This window comes from Aestuariibaculum suncheonense (assembly GCF_014596935.1).
GTDB classification, from domain to species: Bacteria; Bacteroidota; Bacteroidia; order Flavobacteriales; family Flavobacteriaceae; genus Aestuariibaculum; species Aestuariibaculum suncheonense.
Genome location: NZ_JACVXC010000007.1, coordinates 119,737 through 143,588, shown reverse-complemented (window position 1 = coordinate 143,588; position 23,852 = coordinate 119,737). Strand labels below are relative to the sequence as shown.

The 23,852-nt window shown below is 35.5% G+C and carries 17 protein-coding genes and 1 tRNA gene; 4 read left to right on the top strand and 14 right to left on the bottom strand.

Going from position 1 to position 23,852, the window contains the following annotated elements; genetic code table 11:
- The first annotated feature begins 1 nt into the window (after position 1).
- Together ICJ84_RS15340 and ICJ84_RS15335 are read left to right on the top strand one after the other, a co-directional pair.
- Entirely contained in the window at positions 2-712 is a 711-nt protein-coding gene (locus tag ICJ84_RS15340) for an NUDIX hydrolase (protein WP_188217299.1), read from the top strand.
- Positions 713-801: 89 nt separating this feature from the next.
- Entirely contained in the window at positions 802-2,055 is a 1,254-nt protein-coding gene (locus tag ICJ84_RS15335) for a hypothetical protein (protein ID WP_188217298.1), read from the top strand.
- A 71-nt stretch (positions 2,056-2,126) separates the two neighbouring features.
- On the opposite strand, the gene ICJ84_RS15330 is transcribed toward ICJ84_RS15335, so the two are convergent.
- The 13 genes from ICJ84_RS15330 to ICJ84_RS15270 all read right to left on the bottom strand — a co-directional run bounded on the left by ICJ84_RS15330 (position 2,127) and on the right by ICJ84_RS15270 (position 21,269).
- On the bottom strand, positions 2,127-3,314 hold the full coding sequence (locus ICJ84_RS15330) for an aldose epimerase family protein (protein WP_188217297.1): 1,188 nt from the start codon (positions 3,312-3,314) through the stop codon (positions 2,127-2,129).
- A gap of 67 nt (positions 3,315-3,381) precedes the next feature.
- A complete protein-coding gene (locus tag ICJ84_RS15325; RefSeq protein ID WP_188217296.1) occupies positions 3,382-5,367 on the bottom strand; it encodes an alpha-L-arabinofuranosidase C-terminal domain-containing protein in 1,986 nt (661 codons plus the stop codon).
- A gap of 22 nt (positions 5,368-5,389) precedes the next feature.
- Positions 5,390-7,753, bottom strand: a complete 2,364-nt coding sequence (locus tag ICJ84_RS15320; protein WP_188217295.1) for a glycoside hydrolase family 127 protein — start codon at positions 7,751-7,753, stop codon at positions 5,390-5,392.
- 2 nt (positions 7,754-7,755) lie between these two features.
- Positions 7,756-8,742 (bottom strand): arabinan endo-1,5-alpha-L-arabinosidase, encoded by a 987-nt coding sequence (locus tag ICJ84_RS15315; protein ID WP_188217294.1) that lies wholly within the window; start codon positions 8,740-8,742, stop codon positions 7,756-7,758.
- A 9-nt stretch (positions 8,743-8,751) separates the two neighbouring features.
- The gene (locus tag ICJ84_RS15310; protein WP_241748773.1) at positions 8,752-9,681 is read right to left on the bottom strand and encodes a glycoside hydrolase family 43 protein; all 930 of its coding nucleotides are present in this window, start codon (positions 9,679-9,681) and stop codon (positions 8,752-8,754) included.
- A 70-nt stretch (positions 9,682-9,751) separates the two neighbouring features.
- Complete coding sequence (locus ICJ84_RS15305) at positions 9,752-11,452, bottom strand: arabinan endo-1,5-alpha-L-arabinosidase (RefSeq protein WP_241748771.1); 1,701 nt, start codon at positions 11,450-11,452, stop codon at positions 9,752-9,754.
- An 11-nt stretch (positions 11,453-11,463) separates the two neighbouring features.
- A complete protein-coding gene (locus tag ICJ84_RS15300) occupies positions 11,464-13,020 on the bottom strand; it encodes an alpha-N-arabinofuranosidase (protein ID WP_188217292.1) in 1,557 nt (518 codons plus the stop codon).
- Positions 13,021-13,275: 255 nt separating this feature from the next.
- Positions 13,276-14,841, bottom strand: a complete 1,566-nt coding sequence (locus ICJ84_RS15295) for a RagB/SusD family nutrient uptake outer membrane protein (protein ID WP_188217291.1) — start codon at positions 14,839-14,841, stop codon at positions 13,276-13,278.
- A gap of 30 nt (positions 14,842-14,871) precedes the next feature.
- Complete coding sequence (locus tag ICJ84_RS15290) at positions 14,872-18,171, bottom strand: SusC/RagA family TonB-linked outer membrane protein (RefSeq protein ID WP_188217290.1); 3,300 nt, start codon at positions 18,169-18,171, stop codon at positions 14,872-14,874.
- Positions 18,172-18,329: 158 nt separating this feature from the next.
- Positions 18,330-19,484 carry a FecR family protein gene (locus ICJ84_RS15285; RefSeq protein WP_188217289.1) on the bottom strand — a complete coding sequence of 385 codons (1,155 nt, stop codon included), beginning with the start codon at positions 19,482-19,484 and terminating at the stop codon, positions 18,330-18,332.
- A 182-nt stretch (positions 19,485-19,666) separates the two neighbouring features.
- Positions 19,667-20,200, bottom strand: a complete 534-nt coding sequence (locus ICJ84_RS15280; RefSeq protein ID WP_188217288.1) for an RNA polymerase sigma-70 factor — start codon at positions 20,198-20,200, stop codon at positions 19,667-19,669.
- 195 nt (positions 20,201-20,395) lie between these two features.
- A tRNA-Ala gene (locus ICJ84_RS15275) sits at positions 20,396-20,469 on the bottom strand.
- A gap of 5 nt (positions 20,470-20,474) precedes the next feature.
- Entirely contained in the window at positions 20,475-21,269 is a 795-nt protein-coding gene (locus ICJ84_RS15270) for a universal stress protein (RefSeq protein WP_188217287.1), read from the bottom strand.
- A gap of 174 nt (positions 21,270-21,443) precedes the next feature.
- Between ICJ84_RS15270 and ICJ84_RS15265 the strand changes: the two genes are divergently transcribed.
- Positions 21,444-22,787 (top strand): MATE family efflux transporter, encoded by a 1,344-nt coding sequence (locus ICJ84_RS15265; RefSeq protein WP_188217286.1) that lies wholly within the window; start codon positions 21,444-21,446, stop codon positions 22,785-22,787.
- Between the two features lie 15 nt (positions 22,788-22,802).
- Entirely contained in the window at positions 22,803-22,973 is a 171-nt protein-coding gene (locus ICJ84_RS15260) for a hypothetical protein (protein WP_188217285.1), read from the top strand.
- A 210-nt stretch (positions 22,974-23,183) separates the two neighbouring features.
- On the opposite strand, the gene ICJ84_RS15255 is transcribed toward ICJ84_RS15260, so the two are convergent.
- On the bottom strand, positions 23,184-23,825 hold the full coding sequence (locus ICJ84_RS15255) for a 2OG-Fe(II) oxygenase (protein ID WP_188217284.1): 642 nt from the start codon (positions 23,823-23,825) through the stop codon (positions 23,184-23,186).
- Positions 23,826-23,852 lie beyond the last annotated feature (27 nt).

The following is a 23,852-nucleotide window of genomic DNA, read 5'->3' as shown; positions in this document are numbered from 1 at the left end:
CATGACCGCCACACAAGACACACACACCTACGAGAATGGAGAGAAAATTTATGTTGCTACCGATTGTATCATTTTCGGATTTGATGACGGTATTTTAAAACTTTTAGTTTTTGAACGTCGTGTAAAACCAAAACAGGGCGAGTTATCTCTTATTGGAAGTTTTGTTAGTCCGAATGAAAGTGTTACCGAAGCCGCTCAACGCGTTTTAAAGGAAATTACAGGCCTGGAAAACATTTTCATGGAAGAACTTAAATGTTATTCTGATACCAGTAGAGATGATGGCGCACGCTGTATTTCCATTGCGCAATATGCCTTAATTCGTATTGGTGAATACGACAAGGAACTGGTTAAAAAACACGGCGCACATTGGTTTGAAGTTGATAAATTACCAAAACTGGTTTACGACCACGGCGATATGGTTCAGGATGCCTTAGAACGATTAAAATTAAAATCACGATTCTATCCCATAGGAATCGAATTATTACCAAAACAGTTTACCATTCCGCAGCTTCAAAAACTATACGAAGTCATTCATCAGAAGGAATTAGACCCAAGAAACTTCCGAAAAAAGGTACTATCTCTTAAACTCCTCATTCCATTGGACAAAAAAGACAAATCGAGCTCTAAAAAGGGAGCATATCTTTATAAATTTGATTATAAAAAGTATAAAAAACTAGAGGAAAAAGGCTTTAACTTTTCGATATTTAAATAACAGAAAATTTTTACATATTTTTCATAGTTAATAATTTTATGAAATTATTGACGTATAATTACCTATGAACAAAAAATAAATTATCAACTATGATAAAAATAAAAAGTGAAGATTACTATTTAATCTTCACTTTCTTATTAATCGGAATTTCAATAATATTAAAAGCATACTTCAGTCAATCCGGTTATTTAACATCTGATTCTTTGAATTATTTTAAACTTACTAATAGCTTAATTAATGGTGAAGGATTCTATAGCGGATATAGTTGGGAACAGGATAATTTAAGTTTTTTCTCTATTTGGCCTGTTGGATACCCTTGCTCTATTTACCTTTTCACTAAAATAAGTGGTTTATCTATTTTTTGGGCTTCAAAATTTTTGAATATATCTTTTATAGGACTCATTTTAATATTATTTAAAATACTTTTTAATAAAAATGCATTTCTATTTGGATTAATTTTTCTATTTGCATCATATATTGAAACCTTTACCTATTCACTAAGTGAAGGGCTTTTTATTACAGGTTTAGTATGGATGGCTTTCTCTTTTTATTTTTTTAATTACTCAAAAAATATAGCCTTAATCAGTATTAACATCTTACTATCTTCTTTAACCTTGTTCTTATCAAGATACATTGGTGCCTTTAGTGTAAGTATAATTACATTATTTACACTTTATTATACATTTATAGAAAAAAACAAACTTAAATCAAAGATTTTGTTTTCGATTATTTTTTTAAACATCCTGTTTATTGCTTTATATTTATACAATAACTATTTAAAAACAGGGTTTATTACAGGAGCTTTTAGAAGGATTGAAATCGGAAGTAACTTAAAATTATTAAAACATTTATTAAACGCATTAGTCGCCGAAAGTATTATTCCTTTTAATAATATTTCATCCTTTTCAATACTATTTTTTGCATTACAATTTTTGATTATTGCAATTATTATTTTTTCTTCTAGAAGCTATTTTTTTAAACCAATTCAATTAAAAAATTCAAACAAACCATTATATCTCTCCCTTATATTTGGAATTATTGGAGTTATCTATATTATTTTTATTATCGTTATACGTTGGAAACTAAAATTTAACTGGTGGAATTTCAGACTTCTAAGTCCTGGTAGTTTTATGATATTCATTTCAATTCTAATATTCTTAAAAAACTTTACACAAAACGAATTCTTTATAAAATTCAAAAAAATTTGGATTACTTTGGCATTAATATCTTGGTTTATAAACGTTCCCTACTCTTTATTTACTAAGGATGAGCAAAACAAGTGTTCTACAGAATTACAAAAAGGAAAGAATCAATTTCAAAAGGGAATACATCTAATAGAATAAATAATCTTAATATTTTAAACAAAAAATCCCGATAAGCAGTCTTATCGGGATTTTTTATGATTATGTTTAAATTACTTTGTCGTAAATTTAAAAATGGTTGCCGACTTATACGTTTCCCCTGGGTTTAAGGTTGTTGATGGGAAATCCGGTTGGTTTGGAGAATCCGGATAATGTTGTGTTTCTAAACAAAGCCCGGTTCTGTATTCGTAATTCCCACCTTGCTTAGAAGGCAAAGTGCCATCTAGAAAGTTTCCGGTGTATAACTGAATACCTGGCTCATTAGAAATAACTTCTAAAACTCTACCACTTTCTTCGTCGTATGCAATAGCTACCGAACGTTCTCCTGCATCCTGCTTATTTAAAACCCAACAATGGTCGTAACCTAAACCACGTTTTAACTGTACATCTTCAATGTTAATATCTTGCCCAATTGGCTTGGCAGTTCTAAAATCGAAAGGCGTACCTTCAACCTTTACAAGTTCCCCAGTTGGTATCAATGTTTCATTAACAGGCACAAATTGATCAGCATCTATAGACAGTTTATGATTTAAAATGGTTTTTGAAAAATCGCCTGTTAAATTGAAATATGAATGTTGAGTTAAGTTCACAATGGTAGGTTTATCTGTAATCGCTTCGTAATCTACTCTCAACGCATTGTTATTATCTAAAGTATAAACCACTTTTGTGTTTAAGTTCCCCGGATACCCTTCTTCCATATCCTTACTTAAATACGTTAATACTAAAGATGCCGTGCTATCGGTTTGTGTTTCTGAAGCTGTCCAAACCACTTTATCAAATCCTTTTGTACCACCGTGTAAGTGATTAGATCCGTCGTTAGTTGCTAAAGCATACTCCTCCCCATTTAAAGAAAATTTTCCATTGGCAATACGGTTACCGTAACGCCCGATTAAAGCCCCAAAAAAGGTTGGATTTGTTTCGTAAGGTGCTAATGTTTCATAACCCAAAACTACATCCTTATAATTGTTATTTTTGTCTGGCGCCGTCCAGTTGGTAATAATACCACCAAAAGTGATGATACTAACTTCCATACCTTTTTCATTTTTTAAGGTATACTGATCTACAGCAATACTGTCTGAAGTCATTCCAAACGCTTTCTTTGAAATGGTCACTAACGGAGTAGACTCAACCGCGACTTCGGTCTCTACCGTTTGTTTTTTGTCACTCTTACACTGCACACTTAATAACGCTGCTCCTAATAAAGCAAACGTATAAAAGCCTCTTTTAAATGTATTGTTCATTTTTATCTTTATTTAGTTATTCTTGAAACAAGATATAAAATTAACTTTAAAATTGTTAAATTCACACTTATCTTGTTTTAAATTTAATTACAGATACTGAATAAGGTTGTAAATCCAATTGAATTCTACCACTTTTATTCTGAATTTCAGCAGTTACAGGAACAATCTTATCCGGATTTTCAAAGGAATTTTCATCTTCCAGGTTTTCACTTTTTAGTACGATTAGTTCTCCTTTTTTATAAACCTTTTCCCCTTTTAAATTTATAGCAACCTCTTGCGATTGATTTGAAGTATTTACCACTTTTACAATCACTTCATTTGTTCCTGAATCGGTTACTGCTGAAGCATATAATTCGTTTTGTCCTGTTAAAGCTTTTCCGTTATTGGTTACCGAAATCAAATCAGTTCCACGATTTGTTGAAAACAACTTTTGAACCTGATAGTTTGCTGTTCCATACGATTGAAGATTATTAAACCAAATCATATCTGGAGTCCATTGCCAACCTTCTTCATGTGCCATTAACGGGGCATAAGAGGTTAAATTCACCACCTCTGCATTACGTTCTAAGCCTGTCATAAAAGCAGCTTCCGAGAAAGCACACTCCCAGTTATTTCTATTTTCAGGACTTGCAATAGCTACGCTTTGTGCAGCATATTCACCCGCAAAAATTTTTGGTCCGTTTCTGTCATAGCTATCATAACGCGTTGCATTTTCTCTAAACCATTCCGGACTACAGTAATAATGTTCATCAATAATTTCAGCATTTAACTTCTTTAACTCTTCCATTCCGTATTCGAAGTAATCCCCATCTGGAAATGGCCCGCTTCCTGAAACAATAATCATCTCTGGATACTGAGCTTTAATTGCCTGTTCAAACACTTTATAACGCTCAATATAATCCGGTCCCCATTGCTCATTACCTACGCCTATATATTTCAGGTTAAACGGCTTTGGATGCCCCATCTCGTTTCTTAATTTCCCCCAAGGTGTATCGATAGCCCCGTTAGCAAATTCAATTAAATCTATTGCATCCTGAATATACGGATCTAACTCGTCCATGGGCACTAATTCGCCTGAATTAAACTGACAAGCCATACCGCAGCTTAAAATAGGTAAAGGCTCTGCTCCTAAATCCTCAGACAATTGAAAATACTCGAAAAAACCCAAACCAAAACTCTGGTAATAATCAGGTGTTAATCGATGATTGAACTCGGTATTCCATCGGTTTACTAAAACCTCTCTATTTTCAATTGGACCAACTGTTTTTTTCCATTGGTAACGTCTTGCCAGCGTCCGTCCTTCTACTATACAACCTCCAGGAAATCTTAAAAATCCGGGATCTAAATCGTATAATAACTGCACTAAATCTTTACGCAGTCCTTTCTCTCTGCCTTTCCAGGTATCTACAGGAAATAAAGAAATCATATCTAAATCGATTTCACCTGTACCTTCAAAAGTGAATTTAAGTTTCGCTTTGGCAAGCGTATTTGTTGCCAAAATTTGCGCGGTATAATCGGTCCAGTCTGTAGATGTTATATCTACTGAAGTTTCTCCTAAAACCGTATTATTTTCACCAATAAACTCAACATTAATTTTACTGATATTTCCACTGTGTTTAGCCGCTGAAAAATATAAGTTATAGCTTTCGCCTTCTTTGATTCCCATGCCTCGAAAACCTTCGTTAATTAGTTCATAGCCTTTATCATCATTCACCTTAACTCTAATGAAGTTGGTATTTCCTGTATTATCAGCATATTTAACAATAGATCCTATCCCTGAATTTTTGTTAAATGAATGTTTATCACTATTGGGTTGATCCCAGCCTAAAAACGGATCGACAGTAAACTCGAACGATCTGTTCTTAATCATTTCGGCATACAAACCACCATCGGCAGCAAAATTGATGTCTTCAAAAAACACACCATACATAGTCGGCTGAATGCCTGCAATTTTATTATTGATATCTACCTCTAAATCGGTTTGTCCGACCGCCAAAAATGCATTTAGCATCAGGGATAAACCAATAGCTTTTGTTAAACGCTGCTTTATCATAATATTTTGTTTAGTTGTTGTATTAATTATTAGCTTCACTAATTAATCGTACACCATAAATGCCTCCAGCTACTGAACCAGCTTCGGCTTCAAAGCGTACTTTTAAAATGTCATTTCCCTCAATTAATATAGATGGAATCACATAATCCACATCATAAAAGGTATTCCCTTTAGAACCATCTAATGTCACTTCGGCTATAAGTCCTCCGTTTATTAAAATTTTGAATGTTCTGTCTCTATCTCCCCCAAAATAGGTGATACGCAAAGCTTTGGCTTTATGTGCTTTATTATTCAAATTATAACTAAACCAACCTGAAGCATCACGCCAATGGCGGTTTTGATGTACTCCATTGTTTGAACTCTGAGATTCAATACCGTGATCGGATTCCGGTTGCTGTTCTCCAGGAGCAACATAATCAATGGTTATAGATCTTAAATACGCTTCGGCTTTTTGCTTTTCCTCAAGAGCTTGCTTCATTTTAGCTAAGCTTTCGGGTGTTTCTTTTTTGAAGTAAATAGCATATCGTTTCTCATGAATTTTATAAAATGGCTGAAGTATCAAACCTTTAAACGGATTTGGGTACACCATATCTCCTGTAGAAAAGTTTAACGGCTTACCTTCAATAGGCTTTATACTATTTAAAATACTTTGAAGGTTTTCAGACACAAACATCGGCACTTCGGTTAATGGTAAAAATGGTCCGTTAGCTATATGTCCGCCACGACTATCATCTGCAAATAAACCAACTTGATTGTCTTCTCCTGTTACCGCAGCCAAGACAATAGGCCCATATTTAACCGATACATAACCTGACTTATCAGGAATTTGCTCCAAGCTTAAATGCATTGGTAATTGCATTTCAATAGTATCAGCCTGTTTCCAATTCCGGGTAATCGAGATATAATGTCCAGGTTGGGTATCCACATCCATCAATTTTTTATTGATGAAAAGTTTCAATTCTCCTGGTTTTACCCATGCAGGATAACGCAATTTTAAAGTTGCTTTTGTCTTCTTTTTACTATGCCAAACTAACTGTGTAATTGATTCTTCAGGGAAGTTGGTATTTTGAATTATTTCAGCCTCTTTTTCTTTCCACTCTACTTTCGATGGAATAAATAAATTCACATAAAGCGTATCTTTTGTTTTAGCATAAATAAGTTCATTATACTTGGTATGATTTTCTAAACCAGAACCGACGCAACACCAAAAACTGGTTTCAGGTTGTGAATACACACGGTAATGTCCAGGACGCATGGGTGTAAAGTACACAAACCCACCGTTAGGATTTTGTGAGGATAAAATATGATTATATAAAGCACTTTCGTAAAATTCAATATAATTATCATCTCCTGTATCTTCAAACAACAGCTTACTGAGCTTAAGCATATTGTAGGTATTACAAGTTTCAGGACCTTGCTCGCCTGCTAAAACCGAACTAAAATCATCAATCGGATTAAAATGTTCACGAACACTGTTACCTCCAATACTAAGCGAACGATGTTGGGTAACATTATCGTAGAAATAAGCCGCTGCGTCATGATACTTTAAATCGTGATCTAACTGACTGATTCTTTCAAAACCAATAAACTTAGGAATTTGGGTATTGGCATGCATTCCTGTAAGGATATCTTCATTTTCAGATAACGGATTTAATAAAGCCTTTTCGGAAAAACGCTTTGCTAAATCTAAATAGGTTTTATCACCTGTAATATTATAAACCTCAGCAAATACTTCATTTAATCCTCCATGCTCTGAACGCAACATATCCTGAACCTGAGCATCGGTTAAATCTTTAGTGCTATCAATAAACCAATCGGTTAATTTAATAAGCATATCTTTAGCTTCTACTTTCTCGGCATGCATCCAGGCATCTTTTAATCCTGCAAACGTTTTATGAATATTATAAAGCGGTACCCATTTATCGTTTAAACTAAAACTTCCTGCTTTAATTTTACCTGCTTTAATCTCTTGCCACAAGTCTGAACTTCCCGGAATTCCCCCAATATAACCATTGCCATTAACACCCTGAACACGTTGTAATTCGGAAAGGGTATAATCTAGCAACTCTTCTGCTTCAGGGTTTTTAGTTGACGCATAATACATAGATAGAGCCGATACATAATGCCCTAGAATATGTCCGTCTAATCCTGTATTTTCCCAGTTAGTGTAGGATGCTTCTTTTGGTTTTAATCCTGCTTCTCGTAAAAACGGCGCTAATAATCGGTCTGGATTAAGTTGCTGGATGTAATCAAAATCGGTTTCAGAGGCTTTTTTAAATACGCCTGAAGTTACACTAACCTGATTCAATGGAAATACCTCAACCTGTTTTTGAGCCTGACTTAGCAGGGTGCTTAACATTAATAAACTTCCGACTAACTTTGTCATAGCTATTCTAATTTCGTTTTTAAACTCGGCCATCCTGCTTCATCCCAAATTAACTCAGAAACTTTAAGTTTTGGTACGCCATTATCATTGGCATCATAAGCATGAAAAAACATATAATCTTTTCCTTTAAATGTATAAGTACTGTTATGTCCTGCTCCATACCAGTTTTCATTACCTTCAACTAATAAAGTTCCGCCGCCTTCAAAAAGGGGTTTTCCTGCTTTATCTAAATAAGGCCCAGTTACATTTTTTGAACGCCCCAAAACGACTTTATAAGTGCTTTTTTCACCTCGGCAACATAAATCCCAAGACAGGAATAAATAGTAATAATCATTCTTTTTGAAAATGAATGGAGCTTCTAAAGCCGCATCACCAGGATTGGAGTCTGCTAAATCGAATGAGCGCTCTCGACGGGCAATGGTATGCCATTCCTGAGGTTCTGCAATGGATAATAAATCTGAATTTAGCTTTACCATTTTTAAACCATCCCAGAACGACCCAAAAGACAACCATGGTGTATTTTCATCATCAAAAACCAAATTTGGGTCTATCGCATTCCATAAATCACGATTAGGTATCGACTGAATAACAATACCATGATCGACCCATTTATAATTTTCATGGGAAGGATTTAATGTTTTATTGGTTGCCACGCCAATGGCAGAGGTGTTTTTAGCAAACGCAGACACCGAATAATACACATAATAGGTTCCCTTATAAAACGAAATGTCAGGTGCCCAGATATGATTTTCAAAGTTAGAAACCACCTGATTTGTCCACTCTGGTTTTTCAGAAAACACCGAAGGTTGTTTTTCCCAGTGCTTTAAATCTTTTGAACTGAAACAGCTAATACCCCGTCCTGTACAAAATAAATAAAACGTATCATCTTGCTGAATAACCACTGGATCATGCACTCGAATGTCCTGAGCAAATGCCAATGTTCCGAAAAACAAAAGAAGTAAACTAAATTTTAATGTTATTGATTTCATAAGATTCTATTATTCCTGAATACCTTCAGAGGTCATTATTACTCGCTTCATAGTTCCGTCTTCATTATAATACAAACGGTCTACACAAACCGAACGTCTGTAACTTCCGCCATGCGTTGGAATGCTTCCATTGTGATAAATGAAATAATCTTTGCCTTTAAACTCAATAATTGCCTGATGATTCGTATTACTATTTCCGGCTACCTCATTTAAAATCCCTTTAAACTCCCAAGGTCCTGTAATGGATTTACTCATCGCATAGGCAATTTTTTCAGGGAACTGATAGGCATACGACAAGTAGTACCAATCACCCTTTTTATGAACCCATGGTGCTTCGGTAAAGTTTGGTAAATCGACAGTCATAATCGGGCCATCAAGCTCAATCATATTCGGTTTTAGCTTAGCATATTTACAAACGGTATTTCCCCAGAATAAATACGCCTGACCATCATCATCAATCCACACTGTTGGATCAATATCATCCCAACTAATTTTAGTTTGGGTCGTCATGTCATTTGTAATTAAAGCCTTTCCAATAGCATCTTTAAAAGGCCCTGCAGGGCTATCTGACACTGCGACACCAATGGCTTTCCCATGAATACTTCCATGTTCTACCGTTGCATACCAATAAAACTTTCCTTTATGTTCTATAACCTGAGACGCCCATGCACTGCCTGAAGCCCACTTAAAATCTGTCGGTTTTAAAGGCACCGGGTGTTCTTCCCAATGTACCATATCTGACGATGAGTACACTAACCATTCATGCATACGATACGCATTCACATCGTTTGGTGCCTGGTCGTGCCCTGCATACAAATACACTTTATCATTATGTACAATAGCTGCAGCATCGGCTGTATATTTATCAGTGATTATCGGGTTATTAAACTTCTCTACGGCTTGCATAGCAGCAGACGTTTTTGTCGATTTACAAGACATCGCTAAGGCTAAAACCCCTACTAAATACACATAACTTTGTTTCATGATCAATTTCTTTTTAGTCATCCATTTATATTTTCTTTCCCCAAACCGGCAAACCACCTGCCGTAAGACCAGAATAAGTAATCGTTACTTTTCGTGTATCAGCCTCCCAGTCCCAGGCATCTTTTACTTTACATTTCACCCCGTTAATCGTTAATGTCTTTAAAGCACTATCATAAGACCAACTTCCGGTAATACCCCCTGTAATTTTCTTATCTGCGGTAAGGTATATGGTTTTAGACGTTTGAATAGTTCTGTACTGATACCCCATGTCAATATGCTCCCAAGTGCCAACAAAAGAGGCTTCTGTAATTTCAGTTTCTGGCACTCCGGCATAACGCTCTGGAGCAATAACCGGCCAACCATCTTCGGTCCATTGAATTTCGCGTACATGTCCCATCATAATCGCGTTAGAAACTGCTATCCCTGGAACATTTTCAGGTAACCGAGCCTGAGATGCATAAAACCATTCCTGCGTATCCGGATTTTGAAATACTGCATTATGTGCAAATCCAACCCATCCTGTATGGTTTTTAAAACTATACGGATGCGTTAACATCGGGTAACAATCTGCTCCAGCTGAAACATTTGCTCCATTAATTCCCAAGTATGGTCCGGTGATATTTTTTGATCGTGCTACTCTGGTATTATAAGCTACAGACAATTCATCGTAAGCCATAAACAAATAGTAGTAATCGGTATCCGGATTATATAAAATTTCAGCTCCTTCTGAAGCCTGCCAACGGCTACTCCCTCGCTTAGCAATGGTTACTCCGTAATCTTCTAAAGTTTCTAATTTGTCTGGTTTTCCGGTATCCGGATTTAACTTTAAAGCTGCTATTCCTGAATGCCAAGACCCATAAACTAAGTACTGCTCATTTTGAGGCGTTTCTATAAATGTTGGATCGATGGCATTGTACTTAAAATATGCACTCCAATCATTTCCTCCAGCTCTGGCATATGTCTCTAATCCATCGGCTACTGAGCAAACCACCATACCTTTGTCAGTCCAGATATTAGTCGCCAAATCATCAGTTTCCATCAACCCAATAAACGCACGCTCACTCCATGAAGTATTAAAATCGGTTCCTACAATTGGCTCTATAACCACTATACTGTAGTACATTCTGAATTTATCACCTACCTTTCTCACGCAAGGTGCCCAATAACCATACTGTGGATTTTCGATAGCCGGCAAAACAGGATCCATTTTAGATCGCATACTGTTTAGAGTATCTTTCACCCAAGTAGGTGCAGCTGTCATGGTACTGCCTCGATATTCCCAGTTTACTAAATCTTTCGATCTACGGTGATGAAAATGCCCATGTCCATCATGCGCATTTCCATAGGACGCATCGGTTTGATACATGTAATAGTACTCACCATCTTTAACAACCGACGGATCGTGTACATTAGCTAAATTCCATTGCGAACGGCTACTCCATGAAGTAATTGATGAATAATTGTCGACATACGTCGGACCATCAAAAGTCTCTACTACAGGAGGTTCGTATCCACACTCCACAGAATTTACAACTGAACTGGTATAAGTTCCTCCATTTCCATCGGCATAGGTAATAATCTGCGTTATTCCAGAACATTCTTTACTAATAACTGTTCCTGCCTTTTCAAAGTTTTCAGTATCATCTTTGGAACAGCTCATAAGTGTCAAAGCCACTAAAAATAAAATTCTTAGAACTTCAATTTTAAATATTTTAAACGTTTTCATAAACTCACATATTATTTCCCCTCCAGCATCACAACAGAAAACGGAGGAATGGTTATAGTAAGCTTATTCTTTTTGAATTTGAAATCTTTAAAATCTTCAACTTTAACTGTTGAAGGATTATCAAATGTATTATGGTCTTGTAAATGCTTGGATGCTACGATGTTCGCAGTAAAATCCTTTATTCCTAAATTGGCACAATCAATTTCAATCGTATTTTCTTTCTTAGAATCGATATTCACCAAAGAAATATGGACTAATCCTTCTTTATCCTTTGAAGCAGATGCTGAAATTGCCGGAAGTGATTCTCCATTGAAATTATACTCCGGAGAGTCGAATGAAAGCGGCAACAATTTGGCATCCTGATGCGCTGTATACATTTTCATAACGTGATACGTAGGCGTTAATAACATTTTTTCGTCCTTCGTTAAAATCACTGCCTGTAATACATTAACTGCCTGTGCAAGATTAGCCATTTTAATTCTGTCAGCTCTTTCATGAAGCATATTTAATGTAATTCCAGCAATCATGGCATCACGCATAGAATTTTGCTGATAGGCAAACCCTGGATTTGTTCCTTCTTCAACAGCATACCAACTTCCCCATTCATCAACCACTAAAGCCACTCTCTTTTTCGGATCATATTTATCCATGATGGCGATATGATTATCTAAAATTTCGCTGGTTTTTAAACAGGTTTTCATGATAGAGAAATAATCAGATTCATCAAATTTTGTAGCAGAACCTGAAGGTGGCCACCCTGTACGAGTATAATAATGTACCGAAAGTCCCCACATCATACCATGTGGCACATCGCGCATCATTACTTCGGTCCAACGATAATTATCGGCATCGGCACCAGAAGCTATTCTTTTAATATCTATTCCCGGATAGTTTCTTGCATAAGTAGCGTATTGTCTGTATAAATTCGCAAAATATTCAGGTGTCATATTTCCGCCGCAGCCCCAACTTTCATTTCCAATACCCCAGTATTTCACGCGCCACGGTTCTTCCTGCCCATTGGCTTTTCTCCATTGGGCCATGCTTGTATTACCATCGTAATTACAATACTCTACCCAATCATTTAATTCTTCAACCGTTCCACTACCTACATTCCCTGCCAAATAAGGCTCAGCACCAAGCAACTCACATAACTCTAAAAACTCATGAGTTCCAAAACTGTTATCCTCTTCTACCATACCCCAATGGGTATTCACAATAACAGGTCTTTCTGCTTTTGGACCCACCCCATCTTTCCAATGGTACTCATCTGCAAAGCAACCTCCCGGCCAGCGCAAATTAGGAATCTTTAATCCTTTAAGGGCTTCAACAATGTCATTTCTAATACCGTTTGTGTTTGGTATTTCGCTATCTTCTCCTACATAAAAACCATCGTAAACAGATCGCCCTAGATGTTCAGCAAAATGCCCATAAATATGTTTGCTTATTACTGGTGCATTATCATCTACCTGAATGGATATTGAAGTTGTATTATTTTGTGCATTCAAACCCGCTGTAGCTATTACAAATAAGGCCAAGGGTTTTAATAGTTTAGTTTTTAAAGCTGTCATTAGTTGTTGGTATAAATTTTATACATTTTTCTCTACAAACACTATAAGTGTTTAATGTACACTTACAAATAAATTAAAAAAAGTTAATATATCCAAGACGTGAAAGTAAATAACTGTAATATTAACATTTAAAACAAACACTTCATTTAACAACGAAGCATTCTATTATATAACACGTTTTTAAATCATATGGCAAGTTTTTATAAACTTGCCATATGAAGAATAATTAACTCAAATAATAAATCCTGAGATTTTTTAGTAACCGAAATTTTGATCGGTTCCTGGATTATTATCGATTTCCAACTGAGGTATCGGGAAATATTCTCTTCCTTTAGAATAGGTTGCATATTCGGCATCTCTGGCTTTTAACCAGTTTAATTTATTGGTATCATCTAACCAGCCCCAACGGCGAATATCATCGAAGCGGTGTCCTTCTAAAGCGAACTCCAAAAAGCGTTCATGCCCAATTTGTTCACGCATTTCTTCCTGACTCATCCCTGGCTTTGTAACACTTAAATCCGGTAAATTAACACGATTCCTTACCTCTTGAATATAAGTATAAGCTGATGCTGTAGCTCCAGTTTCATTTAACGTTTCCGCATACATTAATAACACATCAGCATAGCGCATTAAACGCTCGTTAATACCTGAACGCCAATCGTATTCGTTAGCATATTCACCATCAGAATTCTGGTATTTTCTACAGAATAAATCATTTAAATCTGCTGGATTGTTCCCGTAAAATGTCGCAAAATCTTGTCCGTATAACATCATGCCCCCCGGTTTGTTGTAAAACATGGTCGCATCTAAACGAGGATCAACCTCTCCTGAAACGGTAGTCTCTTCATGGAATTCATTAAATAATGCCAATGTTGGTTGCACATCAGTCCAACCAAAAGCTCTTGGCCCATAAGTGATAGCTCTTGCAGAAGTTTTACCCCATCCTGATTGTGGCGCACCACCCCATCCTAAATCTACACCACCTGCTTCTCTACTGAATTGTACTTCAAAAACAGACTCTGAATTATTTTCATTTTTATCAGTGAAATTATCTCGATAGTTAGTTACTAAGGAATATACGTTTAAATCTATCACCGCCTTAAAAGCATCTCTAGCATTAATAAAATCCTTATTAAACAAATATGCTTTTCCTAAATAGGCTAAAGCCGCCCCTTTAGTTGCACGACCAACCTCGCCAGCATCTAAACCAGAAATACCAGTGGTGTAAGAAACTGGTAACATAACTGAAGCGGTTTTAAAATCTTCAATCACCTGAGCCCATCCTTCTGCCTCTGTTTTTTGAGGATAAAATGCCGCCAATTCCACTGGAACCGGTACATTTTTAAACAGGTTAACTGCATGAAATAAGTACAGACCTCTTAAAAAATACGCCTGTCCTAAAATTCTGTTTTTAAGGTCTTCATCTTCCATAGCAATACCCGGTACTTTATCTAAGACCTGATTGGAACGATAAATTCCCTGATAATAGGTTTCGTAAGCCCATCCGTAAATAGCAGGATCTGCCACATTTGAATTGAATCGCCCAACATTGTACATTGACCCCCATGGACTATTACTTCTAGAGTCATCGCCTTTTAAATCTAATAATAACGGGGTACTTCGCATGTAAGTTCCATCGGTGAGTAAACTACCGTAAGCGGCATTTACACCTTGTAATGCGTCTTGATCATCAGCCCAAAACGAATCTACAGCATCGTTATTAGGGTCTACCTGTATTAAATCATCCTCTGCCACACAACTGCTTAACACGATTGATAAGGAAAGGAAAAGTGATACATATTTTAAATTTATATATTTCATTTTGATTTCTTTTTAATTATTAATTACCCCTTAAAAACCTAATTGAACACCTAAAGAAATGGTTCTTGGATTCGGGAAAGACCCTCCATCATAACCTCTGGAGAATAACCCGTCGTTACTATTAAAATCCGGATCGTAACCACGATAATCACTAATAGTAAACACATTTTGAGCATTAATATACACTTTCGCATCCTGTACAACACCGTTCGTTCCGATTGGAATTTTATAACCTAATTCGATATTCTGAAGCTTGACGTAATCGGCATTTTCAACAAAACGGTTTGAATCTCTAAGGTTTGCATTTGGATCTCCAATTATTGGACGCGGTACATTGGTGTCAGTATTTGTTGGTGTCCAGTAATCTAACATATCGGTATGGTGATTACCATATTGACCCACCATTAAATTACGATACAACCCGTTGAAGGCTTTATGTCCTCCTGCTCCTTGGAAAAAAAATGATAAATCAAAATTTTTATAATTACAGCTAAAGTTTAGACCATAGCTATATTTTGGAATTGTGATACCTTGATATGTTCTGTCCTGATCATTAATTATTCCATCAGCAGCATCTGGCTCACCATCACCATCTGTATCTACGGTTAGCTGATCTTTAAATTTAATATCTCCGGCGGCAGCACCAATTTGCGTTGGAGAATTTGCTACCTCTTCAGCAGATTGAAAAATACCATCGGTTTCATAGGCAAAAATCTCTCCAATAGAACGTCCAACTTCAGTTTTTGACGCCGCTCCATAAATTGGATTTCCGTCCAAACCAATCTGTAACACTTCATTTTTAAGCGTTCCCAAGTTAGCTGAAATATTATACTGAAACTCGTTCTTATAATTACTATAAGAAGCTGTAAACTCAAATCCTTTATTTTCTACCGCTCCTGCATTTGTTGTAATACTTGCCGGAAATGCTCCTGTTGAATATGGTAGTGGTACACCAATTAATAAATCGGTAGATTTTTTCACGTAATACTCTCCGGTAACCTGTAATGCATTATTAAAAAAGCCTAATTCAATGGCCGCATTGGTTGTTTTTGTAATCTCCCAATGCACATCCGGATCTAAAGAACTCACCACAGTAGTACCTGGAGCTAATTCATTATTAAAATTATAGCTTGCAAACTGGTTTGTAGTAGTTGCGAAAAAATACGGCGGAATCGTATTGTTTCCTAATTCCCCGTAACCTCCTCTTAATTTTACCGAACTTAACCAGTCTGGTAAAGTAATAAAATGCTCATTACTTAATTTCCAAGCGCCTGAGAAAGAATAGAAATTTCCTTTATTATTAATTTCACTAAACAAAGATGTTCTATCTTGTCTGAAATTTGCTGTAATTAAATAACGGTCATCATAAGAATAGTTTAAACGACTTAAATAAGAAATACCTGTTATAGTACTTTCGAACTCCCCAGTGCTTGTTGCATCGGCATATTCTAAATGACTAATTGTGCCCGGCTCGTAACCAACACCTCTAGACCAATGGTTGTAATTTTCGTTACGCTCTTGAATTAAACCTCCTAATACAGAAATGTTATGTTTACCCAACTCTACATTATAAGTTAATAAGTTATTCAAGAAGGTTCTAGTTTGATTACCTGTAGACACATCCAAAGAGGCTTCATCGTTAGTTGTAATATAATACCAACCCAAATCACTCGGCGGAATAAAAGTTCTGTTCTTCCAGTCTAAACGATCGAAACTCGCATCTAACTTATACTTTAAGCCTTTAACGATTTCTATTTCTCCCCAAACATCACCAATAAAGCGATTTCTTCTAGCGGTATTATCTATCAAATTATTATATCCGATAGCATTCATAGAAATCGCACGTTGCGTTAAATTATCGGTACCACCGTAACCTCCTAATCTGTTTTCATCATAAACTGGCATGGTTGGAATAGCCCCAACTATATCTGAAATTGCCGATTGCCCTGCCAAATACTCATTAAAATTTTCTTTACCAGAATCGGTATATCCTATTTTCGCTCCATACTTAAATTTACCTTTTTGACCGTTTAAGTTTAAATTGGTTGAAATACGTTCGTAATCCTGAGGTGAATCTACATAACTACTGTTTTTAAAGTAATCCAGATTTAAATTGTATCCCAAACTTTCAGCGCCTCCGTTAACACTTACCGAATGATTTTCAATATACCCCGTTTTAAAAGCCGCATCTTGCCAATCGGTATTAACATCATCAATATACGAAGCATTGTTCGGATCGTTGCCCGGAGCAACACTTAAACCAGCATTAACTTCAGCTGCGCTGGTAATATTTTGATACCCTAATCTATCGGTAACCGACCATGTGTTGGCTACATTTTGAATACCAAATAACGATTTCAGATTCACGCTTAATTGTCCTGCTTTTCCCTTTTTAGTGGTAATAATAACCACCCCATTAGCCCCTCGAACACCGTAAATTGCCGCAGCCGAGGCATCTTTTAACACTTGCATGGACTCAATATCTCCCGGCGCAAAATCGAATGGGCTATCTACAATCATCCCATCAATAACAAATAGTGGATTGTTATTACTAAAGGAATTAACCCCTCTAATTTTTATATTGACAAATCCTCCCGGTTCACCTGAAGATTGTACGGTAACGCCAGCAACCTGACCTTGTAACATTTTAGCGGCATCATAGGTGACGGTTTTTTTTGCTTCTTCTACATCTACAACACTTACAGAACCTGTTAAATCTGATTTTTTCTGAGTCCCGTAGCCCACAACAACAACCTCGTCTAGTGCTGCTGCATTTTCTCTTAATACGACGGTTAAAGATGTTTTGCCTCCAACCGAAACTTCACGAGTAGTGTACCCGACGTACGACACAACAAGTACCACATTTTCATCGTTTACCGTTAAAGAAAATCTTCCATCAAAATCGGTTTGCGCTCCTGTATTAGTGCCTTTCAATATAATATTAGCTCCCGGAAGCGGTAATCCGGAGGCATCTACAACAGTGCCCGAAATCTGAATTCCCTGATCTTCATATATAATCAGCTCTGCTCTTTTCTTTATAACAATGGTGTTATTTTTAGAGACTTCAAAATTGAGATTATCAGATTCTAAGCTTTCGTTAAGCAAATCCTGAATCTTAACTAACCCCTTTTTCAATTGAACTTTAGGGGTATTCTTAAATAAGTCCTTAGGATAAATAAAATGATAATCAGTTTGTTCTTTTATAATTTTGAACACCCTATCGACACTTACCACTTCATCCTTGCTAATAAATACTTCTTCCTGTGAAAACACATTTACTGAATTCAAACTGAAAACAGTAGTACATAATAAGAAGATAAATGTTCTCATAATAAACAATAGCAGCCGTTTTCGCGTACGCGAACGGTCCGTAATTAATTTAATTTTCATAATTTAGTTGTTGGATTAGTTAAACATAGGTTTTAATTAATTTAGTTTAGGAGAGACGAAGTTCGATACCGCCAAATGTCAAAACTTCGTTCTCTTTTTTATTTTAAAATAATGGTCTTATCGTTTATCTGGTAATCAGAAATGATTCCGAAATTCTGAATGGTGTTAAGAATCTCAGTGATATTCTGATTCTTCCCTAAAACACCAATAAATTCTTCGTTTTCAAGGGCTTTATTTTCAAAAATCACTTCAGTATCATACCATCTCGAAAGCACCGTCATAATTTCCTTTAAACTTTTATTTTCAAAGCTGAAGATGCCTTCTCGCCATGAAATTTCATTGTATACATCAACCTCATATACCTTAAATGAGTTGGTTTGTAAATCGAGGTTGGCTTGCTGACTCGGTTTTAAAACCTCTTTTTTGTCATCTATACCAACCTCTACTTTACCTTCAACCAAAGTCGTGTATACGTTAAATTCTTCTTTATAGGCCTTTACATTAAACTCAGTTCCTAAAACCTTAATTTCCTGCTTATTGTTGTAGACTTTGAATTTAGACCCTTTATTTTCGGTACTTGATGACACATCAAAATAAGCTTCACCATATACTAATTCAACCTTACGGGTATCGCCATCAACAAAACTTACTGGGTATTTTAATTGCGATTCTGAATTTAACCACACCTTAGTACCATCGGAAAGCTCAACAATAAACTGCCCACCTCTGGGAATGGTTAAATAATTATATGCGATTTGATTATATTTAGAAACTGGCTTTTTATACACAAGGTTATCCCCATCGCTATTGGCATTTTCTCCTTGAAACGAACTACCTTCACCCAGTTCCACATGTGTACCATCTTCTAAAGTTAACGTTGCTTTATCTGATCCTGTTTCTATATTATTCACAATAATATGAGGTACTTCACCTGAAGGATAGTTCTGCTTAATTAAATAGGCTACCGCCAAGAATGCAACCAATACAGCTGCGGCAGTGTAATACCAATTAAGCTTTCTAACAGGGTTTGTTATTTGCTTTTCCACTAATTGCCAGTCAGCATCCTGATTTATTTGTTGTAATAAAGCTTGACGCTTATCAATAGCTTCCTTATTAGTTAATTCGTTTAGGATATAAGCTTTATCCTCATCAGAGAACAGGTCTGATTTAAGCAGCCGTTTAGGGGACTTATTTTTCAGTAACGACGTTGCCGTTTTTTTTGAAAGTTTAAATATTTTATTGAAAACTGGCATTTAAAATATATTTATTTAACCTATTTGTATGCTCATTTAACTATAAGACGACAGAAGAGTAAAGGGGGGTTAAAAAAATTTCACCTTTTTTTAAGAAATTATGAAATAGAGGATATTTGAAAGCTATCAAATTAACATATTACTACAAAATACCTATTGAAATTACAGTAATCCCAAAATGCCTATTCTAAAGCAAAGACAAGAAAAAGAAAGTATTCTTTTAAAATGGGTTTGAGCTTTTTGTAAGCTATTTTTTTCTGTGCTTTAACCGTATTGACAGAAATATTAAGTTCGGTTGCAATATCCTGATTGCTATACTCTTGAATACTTAATAATAATATTTCTGCACATTTTTTTGGCAAAGTCTCAATAGCCTGATGTATTATTTTAGAGGTTTCTACCAAAGCAACTTCTCTCAAAAAAAATGGTTCGGTCTCCATCTTTTGTATGTCCTTATCAGAAAGTTGTGCTGTTGATTTATACATCTTACTCTTAAGGTAATCCAGGCATTTATTTTTTACAGAAGCGTATAAGTAAGTTTTAATATTATTTTCATTTTTAAAGGTAATTTTATCTTCCCATATTTTAACAAACACATCCTGTACAATATCTTTTGCAAGTTCTAAATCGCCAATATACTTATTGGCAAACAAACATAAAGACATGTACTGATTGTCGAAATATTCTTTAAATTCCTTTAAACTAATGCTATGCATTTAAAATGATTATTAATCCCAAAATCAAATCTCTCTCTTAAAGTTATGCAAGATTTATTGAATAATATATTTCTTTTTCAGAAAAAAGAAGTAAGTGTCTACAAAACACTTTTTCAAATATACTTAATAAAGTTAATTGTTATTCTCAAACTTTAGTATATAAAAAAACTCCAGAGAAAATTCTCTGGAGTTTTGTGGAGAATACCGGGCTCGAACCGGTGACCTTTTGGCTGCCAGCCAAACGCTCTAGCCAACTGAGCTAATCCCCCATATTTTATTTTAATCCGCTTAATACCAATACTGGTATCGAGCTGTAAAATTCTTTTTTCAAGATAATATTTTTCTCCCAAGCTTTTACAAAAAAGCCACGTTTGCGTCTTACCACGCATAACATATCCGGTTGATTGGCCTGAAAATGTTCTAAAACCCCTTGATAAGTTGTTGCGTTCACAGTTTCAGATGTCGAATCTACCAAAGCCTTCAACTCATCATTTACCACAAAGTCTCCTTCACCATAAAATGGCGTTTTTACCAATAGTAAATTTACCAATGATTTAAATTGCTCTTTAACCGATTTAAGAGGATTCAATACATCAGCTTTTTTAATAATAGCCGACTTCACCGCAAATAAAATATTAGATACCGGTTTAAACTTGTAACCTTCGGGTACAATTAAAGCCGGTATTTGGGTGTGCTTAATAATTTTACCAGAGGTTTTCCCTAAATACACCTCATCACTAATTGATGTCGTTCTTGGCTCAATTAAAATTAAATCGATATCACCAACTTTACAGGCCAATTCCAAGGTATCAATTAATTTTCCTTTAAAGGTTTTGATAATAATCTCAACATTTTTAGTGTCAATTTGAGACACCAAGTCACTTAAATAAGCCTTACTTTCACGTTCAATAATGTCATCAACTTTAAGCATCGTTCCTGCCTTAGTGTATACATTATACACCTGCACCACGTAAAGTTTAGCTCCAAAAGCTTCAGCAAAATCTACAGCATACTGTAAATTGCTTAAAGCATTTGACGAAGACCCTACCGGAACTAAAATATTTTTCATATTGATGACTTTTGAAATCTAAATTTAAGATAATTATTGAAAATCGAGTGTAAATGTAAAACATTTTGCATTACACTAAATAAAATTATAACATTCTCTTAAGACCGATTTTTAATCCGGAAAACCTAAACCATTAAAAATTACGACCTTTGCCATTTGTTTAGCAGAAAATTTATGAATCGCACCTTAAGCTTTAAACACATTAACAAACTGGCTATTCCTGCGTTAATCGCCGGAATTTCAGAACCTATTTTATCCATTACAGACACAGCCATTGTTGGAAACATGGAGGTTAATGCTACCGAATCGCTAGCAGCGGTTGGTATTGTGGGCACATTCATCTCGATGTTAATTTGGGTTTTAGGACAAACGCGAAGTGCCATTTCATCTATCGTTTCTCAATACGTTGGCGCTAATAAAGTTGATAAAATAAAAAATCTGCCGGCTCAAGCGATTTTCATAATTACCGCTCTGAGTATTATTATCATCCTCACAACCTTTCCATTTACCAATACCATTTTTAGACTCTATAATGCTTCGGGTGTTATTTTAGATTACACTTCGGAATATTATAAAATTAGGGTCTTCGGTTTTCCGTTTACCTTATTTTCAATTGCTGTTTTTGGTACCTTCAGAGGATTACAAAACACCTATTACCCGATGATTATTGCTATTGTTGGGGCTTTAACCAATATTGTTTTAGATGTTGTTCTGGTATTTGGTATTGAAGGAATTATTCCTGTTTTAAACATTAAAGGCGCGGCATATGCAAGCCTGATTTCACAATGTATTATGGCTATACTTTCAGCCTACTACCTGTTAAAGAAAACCAATATTCCGTTAAAGTTAAGCTTCCCATTAAATCATGAAATCAACCGATTTATTATCATGATTCTTAATTTATTTGTTAGAACTCTGGCGCTAAATGCTACCTTATATTTTGCAACTAGATTTGCCACAGGTTACGGAACAGCACATATTGCAGCATACACGATAGCCATTAACTTATGGTTCTTTGGTGCCTTTTTTATTGATGGTTACGCCAGTGCAGGCAACATTTTATCAGGAAAACTTTACGGTGCTAAAGATTACAAAACTTTAATGGCATTAAGTAACAAACTTATAAGATATGGTATTGTGGTTGGAGTCATTCTGGCTATAATTGGAGGTATCTTCTACTATCCTATAGGACGTGTATTTTCAAAGGATCACGAAGTTTTAAACTTGTTTTACAGCTCCTTTTGGATTGTCCTCCTCATGCAGCCCCTCTGTGCTTTAGCCTTTATTTTCGACGCCATTTTTAAAGGCTTGGGAATGATGAAATTTTTAAGAAATATTCTGCTGTTCTCAACCTTTATCGTTTTTATTCCTATCCTGTTCTTATTAGATAGTTTCAACTACAAACTACACGCCATATTTATTGCCATGACCTTTTGGATTATCGCCAGAGGTCTTCCGCTCATTATATTTTTCAGAAAAAAGTTCCTAACCCTGTCTAAAACGCTTAAATTTGTTTGATAAGCAATCTTATATATGAGTTTATTCACTACGCTTTTATTTCAAATTGATATTGAAGATAAAATAAAACAAGCTCCAAATAAAGGCTACGAAATTGGCGTTTTTATAGGCTCCATGTTGCCTTTTATTGTTTTGGTACTTATTGCTTACGCCATATACCGCTACAACAAAAAAAAGAATCAATAAATTATCGTCAGGGCGAGTTTACAAAGCATTAAAGAGAACTGACTAAAATTTAAAAGCTCGTTTTGTAACATTCAAATCTCGATTATCGTGCAAAAAGTGTACCTTTAAAAACGAATATAAACCTTTAAAATTATGGGCAACAGACTGTTTTTAATATTAGCTATCGTGTTAGTAATCATCTACGTTTATAACCGTAGAAAAAGACGCTAATTATCTTGTTTTTAACCACCCAGTTATGCTTAAACGCTCGGTATTAACCACTTTTACCTCGTGTTCTATAATCTGGCTTTCAAAAATAACCACGCGACCAGGAAACGGATAAATGACCTTTTCAGTTTCCTGTCCGTTTTCGTTTAAATATAACACCAATTCTCCTCCATTTTCAGGTAACCAACCATCTTCGTTTAAATAACAAACAATGGATAATTTTCGGCGATCATCATTTTGAAAGGTATCAATATGGCGCTTATAAAAGGTATTCTGAGGGTACACTGCGTAATGAAATTCCTTATGCATAATACCCAAAAAACAGGTCTTATTTAAATACCCAACCAAATCGTTTATTTTATTAAAAAACAACTGTTCAGTAGCATCGGCCTTACTTTCATCCATCCATAAAATCATATCGCCACGAATCGATTTTTCTATGGTTTCATTCACACGATTTCCTATTGCAGCTTTTTTAAAAGCATCTTCTTCATGCTTCTCAATTAGCGACTGCCTCAAAACACAGACTTCTTCGTCTGTAAAGAAGTTTTCTACAATACTAAATTTTTGGGTTGAGATGTCCGAAATAATATTTTCGTATAGCGGATTTTCAACAAAATCAATAGCCTCAAAAAGTTGACTCATAAATAATTAAGCAAAAAACTATCAATC

What these genes read in the sequence shown, in the direction of transcription:
- ICJ84_RS15280 (WP_188217288.1), bottom strand. Translation starts at nt 20,200, where the DNA reads ATGCATAGCATTAGTTTAAAGGAATTTAAAGAATATTTCGACAATCAG.
- ICJ84_RS15290 (WP_188217290.1), bottom strand. Translation starts at nt 18,171, where the DNA reads ATGAGAACATTTATCTTCTTATTATGTACTACTGTTTTCAGTTTGAAT.
- ICJ84_RS15260 (WP_188217285.1), top strand. Translation starts at nt 22,803, where the DNA reads ATGAGTTTATTCACTACGCTTTTATTTCAAATTGATATTGAAGATAAA.
- ICJ84_RS15310 (WP_241748773.1), bottom strand. Translation starts at nt 9,681, where the DNA reads ATGTCTTGTAAATCGACAAAAACGTCTGCTGCTATGCAAGCCGTAGAG.
- ICJ84_RS15270 (WP_188217287.1), bottom strand. Translation starts at nt 21,269, where the DNA reads ATGAAAAATATTTTAGTTCCGGTAGGGTCTTCGTCAAATGCTTTAAGC.
- ICJ84_RS15300 (WP_188217292.1), bottom strand. Translation starts at nt 13,020, where the DNA reads ATGACAGCTTTAAAAACTAAACTATTAAAACCCTTGGCCTTATTTGTA.
- ICJ84_RS15295 (WP_188217291.1), bottom strand. Translation starts at nt 14,841, where the DNA reads ATGAAATATATAAATTTAAAATATGTATCACTTTTCCTTTCCTTATCA.
- ICJ84_RS15315 (WP_188217294.1), bottom strand. Translation starts at nt 8,742, where the DNA reads ATGAAATCAATAACATTAAAATTTAGTTTACTTCTTTTGTTTTTCGGA.
- ICJ84_RS15335 (WP_188217298.1), top strand. Translation starts at nt 802, where the DNA reads ATGATAAAAATAAAAAGTGAAGATTACTATTTAATCTTCACTTTCTTA.
- ICJ84_RS15305 (WP_241748771.1), bottom strand. Translation starts at nt 11,452, where the DNA reads ATGAAAACGTTTAAAATATTTAAAATTGAAGTTCTAAGAATTTTATTT.
- ICJ84_RS15255 (WP_188217284.1), bottom strand. Translation starts at nt 23,825, where the DNA reads ATGAGTCAACTTTTTGAGGCTATTGATTTTGTTGAAAATCCGCTATAC.
- ICJ84_RS15330 (WP_188217297.1), bottom strand. Translation starts at nt 3,314, where the DNA reads ATGAACAATACATTTAAAAGAGGCTTTTATACGTTTGCTTTATTAGGA.
- ICJ84_RS15265 (WP_188217286.1), top strand. Translation starts at nt 21,444, where the DNA reads ATGAATCGCACCTTAAGCTTTAAACACATTAACAAACTGGCTATTCCT.
- ICJ84_RS15340 (WP_188217299.1), top strand. Translation starts at nt 2, where the DNA reads ATGACCGCCACACAAGACACACACACCTACGAGAATGGAGAGAAAATT.
- ICJ84_RS15285 (WP_188217289.1), bottom strand. Translation starts at nt 19,484, where the DNA reads ATGCCAGTTTTCAATAAAATATTTAAACTTTCAAAAAAAACGGCAACG.
- ICJ84_RS15325 (WP_188217296.1), bottom strand. Translation starts at nt 5,367, where the DNA reads ATGATAAAGCAGCGTTTAACAAAAGCTATTGGTTTATCCCTGATGCTA.
- ICJ84_RS15320 (WP_188217295.1), bottom strand. Translation starts at nt 7,753, where the DNA reads ATGACAAAGTTAGTCGGAAGTTTATTAATGTTAAGCACCCTGCTAAGT.